Raw genomic sequence first — 6200 nt, 5'->3', positions numbered from 1 at the left:
ACCTCGGTCCCGGGGACGCGGCGTGGGCGCGGGGGCGACCCCGGGACCGAGGTAGCGACCGCCTCGGTGGCCCCGCACCCGATCGGGTCCGGGCCGATCCGTTCCGGTCGTCGCCGGGGCACGTGTGCGGGCCTCCGGGCGCGTTGTGCGCCGATCCCACCCCGAGCACGGTCCGCGGTACTCCGTCCAGGTCCGACCGACCGGACGGCCGGGACCGGGCACGACATCCGAGCCGCCCTCGCGGGACCCGCCAGGACGAGGGCCGGTCTCAGCCGCCGCTGCGGGCGACGAGCCGTTCCTTGAGGGCGGCGGCCGCGGCACGGGGATCCTCGGCCTCGGTGATGGCGCGCACGACGACCACCCTGCGCGCACCGGCGTCGAGCACCCGGTCGATGGTGGAGAGGTCGATACCGCCGATGGCGAACCAGGGGCGCTCGGTACCGAACGCCGCGGCCCGCTCCACCAGGGCCAGTCCGGCGGCCGGACGTCCCGGTTTGGTGGGTGTCGCCCAGGTCGGCCCGACACAGAAGTAGTCGCTGCCGCTCTCCTCGGCGGAGGCCATGGCGGTCTCGGCGTCGTTGTTGGAGCGGCCGATGATCGGGTCGGCACCGATGACGTCCCGCGCCATGGGCACGGGCAGGTCGCGCCGGCCCAGGTGGAGCACGTCGGCGCGCACCGCACGGGCGATGTCCGCGCGGTCGTTGACGGCGAGCAGGGCACCGTGGCGCTCGCACGCCTGACGCAGGACCTCCAAAGCGGCGAGTTCCTCGCGGGCCTCCAAGCCCTTGTCCCGCAGTTGGAGGATGTCCACCCCGCCGGCCAGGGCGGCCTCGGCGAACTCGGCGAGGTCACCGCGCTCGGTCCGGGCGTCGGTGCACAGGTACAGAAGGGATGCGTCCAGGCGCTTGCGCAGGCTGGTTCCGTGGCTGGTCCTCACACCGCCAGCCTAGGGCCTGGGGGTCGAGGGCCCAAGGGGCGCACCCTCGCGGCGCGCCCCGGTGAGCAGTCCTCGGGTCAAAAGGCCAGGCTCTGGGCCCGGCGGCGCACCTCGGTGCCCCGGTTCTCCCGCATGGCCTGGATCGGTGTGCCGGGCAGGCTGTCGTCCGGGGTGAACAGCCAGCGCAGGGCCTCCTCGGTGGAGAAACCCGCGTCGTCGAGCAGGACGATGGTGCCGGGCAGCCCCTTGACGAGGTCCTCACCGTCGAGGAAGGCCGCGGGGATGGAGAGCTCACCCTGGCGGACCACGCCCATGAGGCGCTTCTCGCGGATGAGGGTCTTGATCCGGTTGGGGCTCACGCCCAGCGGCCGCGCCGCCTCCCGCAGGGTCAGCCAGTCGCCGACCAGTGCTTCGGTGTCAGGGTCGATGTGTGTCACCCTCCCAATCTGCCACACCCCACCTGGTCCGGGGACCGTCCGCGCCCTCGGAGCACCACCTGTCCTAGGATGGGAGACCGAACAGACACGTCCCGCGGGAGCCGGGTGGAGCCGGCTGAGAGGGAGACCGCACGTCTCCGACCGCACGAACCTGATCCGGATCATGCCGGCGAAGGGAGGGGAAGAGCGCGACGTGCGCACCATCGCAGACCCCCAGCACACGAAGAATCGTCCTACCAATGGTGTGATCGTGGTGGGCGGCGGCGTCATCGGGCGGGTCACCGCGTGGCGGGCGGCCCAGCGCGGCCGGGACGTCACCCTCATCGAACCCGATCCGGTCACGGCGCCCGCGGACGCACGTGCCTCCACCGCCGTCGCCGCGGGCATGTTGACCCCCGCCACCGAGGCGGTGTTCGGCGAGGAGGAGCTCATGGGGTTGGGCGTGCGCTCCGCGCGGATGTACGACTCCTTCGTCACCGAGTTGGAGGCGGCATCCGACCTGTCGGTGGGACACCACCGGACCGGAACCCTGTTGGTCGCCTTCGACCGTGACGACCTGGCCGTCCTCCACGAACTGCACGCCCTGCAGGAGCGCCTGGGCATCGCCACCGAACGGCTGAGCGGGCGCGAGTGCCGCCGGCTGGAGCCGCTGCTCGCCCCCACCGTCCGGGGCGGGGTGCTCGCCCCGGACGACCATTCGGTCGATCCCCGCCGTCTCCTCGCGGCGCTGGCCGTCGCCGGAGAGCGCGCGGGGGTGCGCGAGGTCGCCGGGTCGGCCGCCGAGGTCGTCCACCCGGGGCCCGAGGGGGCCCGTCTGGGCGTGCGCCTGACCGACGACACCGTGGTGCCGGCGGACCAGGTCGTCCTGGCCACGGGGTGTTGGGGCGACCGGATCACGCTGCCCGCACCCGTGCTGCCGCCGATCCGCCCGATCAAGGGGCAACTGCTGCGGGCCCGGGTCCGCGCGGGCGAGCCCCCTCTCGTGGGTCGGACGGTGCGCGGTCTGGTCCGCGGATTCCCGATCTACGTGGTCCCGCGCGCCGACGGCGAGGTCATCGTGGGGGCCACCCAGGAGGAACTGGGCCACGACACCTCCCTGACCGCGGGCGGGCTGTGGCAGGTGCTGCGGGACGCGCGCGCACTCGTGCCCGGCGTCACCGAACTGGAGATCACGGAGACCTGCGTGGGCCTGCGCCCCGGGTCTCCCGACAACGAACCGCTCCTGGGACCCACCCGGGTCCCGGGGCTGCACCTGGCCGTCGGCCACTTCCGCCACGGGGTGCTGCTGGCCCCCGTGACCGGCGAGGCCATGGCCGAGGCGCTCACCACCGGGGCTCTGCCGGAGTACGCGCGCCGCTTCGCCGCCGACCGGCCGCTGCCCGGGGGTGACACGTGGGAGAAGCCGACGACGTGGGAGACGCAGTGGAACTGATCATCAACGGAGAGACCCGCCGGAGCACCGCGACCACGGTCGAGGCGGTCGTGCGCGACCTCACCTCGGCCGGGGCCGGGGAGATCCCGGGAGGGATCGCGGTGGCGGTCAACGACGAGGTCGTGCGACGCACCGCCTGGTCCGCCACCGACCTGTCCCCCGGCGACCGGGTGGACGTCCTGACCGCCGTGCAGGGAGGCTGAACCATGACCGACACGCTCGACACGCACACGAGCCCGGACATCGACGAGGATCGTCTGGTCATCGCCGGGGTCCCCTTCGGCTCCCGGCTCATCACCGGTACCGGCGGCGCCCCCTCGTTGGAGGTGCTGGAGGAGGCGTTGTTGGCCTCGGGGACCGAACTGACCACCGTCGCCATGCGTCGGGTGGCCCCCGGGACGCAGGGATCGGTGTGGGACGTGCTGGCCCGCAACGGGATCCGGCCGCTGCCCAACACCGCCGGGTGCTTCACCGCCGCCGAGGCCGTGCGCACCGCCCGGCTCGGGCGGGAGGCCGTGGAGACCGACTGGGTGAAGCTGGAGGTCATCGCCGACGAGCACACCCTGCTCCCGGACCCGGTGGAGCTGCTGGAGGCGGCCGAGACGCTCGTGGACGACGGCTTCACCGTCCTGCCGTACACCAACGACGACCCGGTGCTGGCCCGTCGCCTGGAACAGACGGGCTGCGCCGCGGTCATGCCGCTGGCCGCCCCGATCGGCTCCGGTCTGGGGATCCGCAACCCGCACAACCTGGAGCTCATCGTGGAACAGGCCGGGGTGCCGGTGATCGTCGACGCGGGCATCGGCACCGCCAGTGACGCCGCCCTGGCCATGGAGTTGGGATGCGACGCGGTGTTGTTGGCCACTGCCGTGACCCGCGCCCAGGACCCCGTCCTGATGGCCCGGGCGATGCGCGACGCCGTCCGGGCCGGTCGGGGGGCCCGCCGGGCCGGACGCATCCCGATCCGGCGCCATGCCCTGGCCTCCAGCCCCGACGTGGTCTGAGGATCGCCCCGCCCGGACCCGTCGGAGGTCCGGGCGGGGCGGCGGGCACCGCCGGTCAAGGGCCGGTCGGTGCGCCGCCAAGCCGAGGTTTGGTGGCGTCCCCTACCGTGGGTGGGGTGCGTGTGTCGTGTCAGTGGACACCGCACCTCTCTGAAACCGCCCAGGCGCGAGCACCCCCGACGCACACGGACCGGCCGTGTGCGGCACGGAGCAGGGCAGCCGCGACCGTGAACCGCGGGGGCAGAACCGACGCCGGATTCCGCTATCGTGTCGGTTCGACACCTGGTGTCGGGTACGCGCCACCGGCCGCGATCTCCCGCGCTCCCCGCAGCAAGGACACTACTCCGCCGTGGACATGACGACTTCCGACCCGCTTGTAGGCGCGACGCTGGACCGTCGCTACTTCGTCGAGTCCAGGATCGCCGGTGGCGGCATGGCGACGGTCTACGTCGCCCACGACCTGAGGCTGGACCGCAGACTGGCCCTCAAGGTCATGCACCCCTCCCTGGCGCAGGACCCCTCCTTCGTCCAGCGTTTCATCAACGAGGCGCACTCGGTCGCCAAGCTCTCGCATCCGAACGTGGTGCAGGTCTTCGACCAGGGCGAGGACCAGGGGCACGTGTTCCTGGCCATGGAGTACGTCCCCGGTCGGACCCTGCGCGACCTGCTCAAGGAGCGCGGTCGGTTGGGCCCCCGTCAGGCCCTGAACTTCATGGCGCCGGTGCTGGCCGCGCTGGGCGCCGCGCACCAGGCCGGCATGGTGCACCGTGACGTCAAACCCGAGAACGTCCTCATCACCGAGGACCGTCGGGTCAAGGTCGCCGACTTCGGTCTGGCGCGCGCCGTGGAACAGTCCAACCAGGGACTGACCCGTACCGGCACCCTGATGGGCACCGCCGCCTACCTGGCCCCCGAGCAGATCGAGAAGGGCGTGGCCGACGCCCGCAGCGACGTCTACGCCGCGGGGATCATGTTCTACGAGCTGCTCACCGGCGGCCAGCCGCACACCGGTGAGACGCCCATCGCCATCGCCTACCAGCACGTGAACGAGGACGTACCGCGGCCCTCGCACTTCCTGCCCGGGCTCCCGCCCGCGGTGGACGCCCTGGTCACCAAGGCCACCGAGCGCGACCCCCGGTACCGGCCGAGCAACGCGGGTCAGTACCTGGCCAAGGTCCTGGAGGTCCTGCGGGCCCTGCCGGAGTCGCCCTCGGGCGCGCAGGAGCACATGGCCCCGGTCGCTCCGAGCGGCGCCTCGGGCGTCACCATGACCGCACCCCAGCTCATCGCCGGCGGCGCGGGTCCGGGGACCGAGAACGCCACCATGATCGTCGACATGAACGCCGCCGACGGCTATGACGACGGCGGGGACGACGACTTCTATCCGGACGAGCGCCGGGGCGGTTCCCGGTTCTCGCGCAAACGACTGATGGTGGTGGGCGCCGTCGCCATGGCGCTCGTCGTGGGTCTGGTCGGCTGGTGGTTCCTGCTGGGACGCTTCGAGCCCGTCCCCGACGTGGTGGGCGCGACCCCGGAGACGGCGCGTGACGAGATCCGTTCGGCAGGGTTGATCTACGACCTCTCCGAGGAGACCGTCTACAGCGACGTGGCCGCCATGGGCGAGGTGGGCGCCACCGACCCGGAGAACGGCGAACGGCTCACCCCCGGCGACCCGGTGACGGTGTTCGTCTCCAAGGGTCCGCAGGAGGTGGAGATGCCCGAGGTGGTCGGCAAGGACGTCGCCGACGCCCTCAAGGACCTGGAGGACCTGGGCTTCGAGGCGGACCGGGTCGAGCAGGAGGAGGTCGACTCCCCCGACAACGCACCGGGTGAGGTCGTCTCGACCACCCCGGAGCCGGGGTCGGTCGCCGACCGCGAGGAGACGGTGACGCTCTCCGTCAGCCGGGGCATCCCGGTGCCCAGCCTGGCCGGGGAGAGCATCGAGGACGCCGAGTCCACCCTGGAGGACCTGGGCCTGTCGGTCGAGGTCGTCGAGGAGGAGAGCGAGAGCATCGACGAGGGCCGGGTCATCGACCAGAGCCCCGACACCGGCACCAACGTGGGCGCCGGGGCGACCGTCACCCTGACCGTGTCCAGCGGACCGCCCGAGGTACAGATCCCGGACGTCATCGGCGAACGGGTCAACGACGCCCGCAAGGCCCTGGAGGAGGCCGGCTTCGAGGTCGAGGTGGAGCGCATCCTGGGCGGCCGGGTCGTCGGCCACCAGTCGCACACCGGCGAGGCTCCGGAGGGCACCACGATCACGATCACCGGAACGCCCGGGGGCATCGTCATCGACCCGGACGACTTCGACGAGGATGACGACGACGACTGACCGCCGAGGACCTCCACGGTGTTCGGGAGGGGGCGGGGAGCGGATGCTCCCCGCC

At 72.6% G+C, this 6200-nt stretch carries 6 protein-coding genes and 1 riboswitch; of the genes, 4 read left to right on the top strand and 2 right to left on the bottom strand.

What is annotated here, in order from left to right; translation table 11 throughout:
- Window positions 1–268: 268 nt before the first annotated feature.
- Together thiE and DSY14_RS26370 are read right to left on the bottom strand one after the other, a co-directional pair.
- Window positions 269–937 (bottom strand): thiamine phosphate synthase, encoded by a 669-nt coding sequence (gene thiE / locus DSY14_RS26375; RefSeq protein ID WP_211719318.1) that lies wholly within the window; start codon window positions 935–937, stop codon window positions 269–271.
- A 77-nt stretch (window positions 938–1014) separates the two neighbouring features.
- On the bottom strand, window positions 1015–1374 hold the full coding sequence (locus DSY14_RS26370) for an Rv2175c family DNA-binding protein (protein WP_211719317.1): 360 nt from the start codon (window positions 1372–1374) through the stop codon (window positions 1015–1017).
- An 84-nt stretch (window positions 1375–1458) separates the two neighbouring features.
- Window positions 1459–1569, top strand: a riboswitch (TPP riboswitch).
- On the opposite strand from DSY14_RS26370, the gene thiO reads away from it, so the two are divergent.
- The 4 genes from thiO to pknB all read left to right on the top strand — a co-directional run bounded on the left by thiO (window position 1538) and on the right by pknB (window position 6145).
- Window positions 1538–2806, top strand: coding sequence for a glycine oxidase ThiO (gene thiO, locus DSY14_RS26365; protein ID WP_211719316.1), 1269 nt, complete (start codon window positions 1538–1540; stop codon window positions 2804–2806). Its footprint overlaps the riboswitch before it by 32 nt.
- Window positions 2797–3009, top strand: coding sequence for a sulfur carrier protein ThiS (thiS, locus tag DSY14_RS26360; RefSeq protein WP_211719320.1), 213 nt, complete (start codon window positions 2797–2799; stop codon window positions 3007–3009). The genes thiO and thiS overlap by 10 nt, the downstream gene beginning before the upstream one ends.
- Before the next feature lie 3 nt (window positions 3010–3012).
- Entirely contained in the window at window positions 3013–3810 is a 798-nt protein-coding gene (locus DSY14_RS26355) for a thiazole synthase (RefSeq protein WP_249188506.1), read from the top strand.
- A 349-nt stretch (window positions 3811–4159) separates the two neighbouring features.
- Window positions 4160–6145 (top strand): Stk1 family PASTA domain-containing Ser/Thr kinase, encoded by a 1986-nt coding sequence (pknB, locus tag DSY14_RS26350; protein ID WP_211719315.1) that lies wholly within the window; start codon window positions 4160–4162, stop codon window positions 6143–6145.
- Window positions 6146–6200 lie beyond the last annotated feature (55 nt).

It is taken from the genome of Nocardiopsis sp. MG754419 (genome assembly GCF_018207095.1).
GTDB lineage: Bacteria > Actinomycetota > Actinomycetes > Streptosporangiales > Streptosporangiaceae > Nocardiopsis.
Note: the sequence above shows the minus strand (reverse complement) of the source record. Positions and strands in the feature narration are given on the sequence as shown.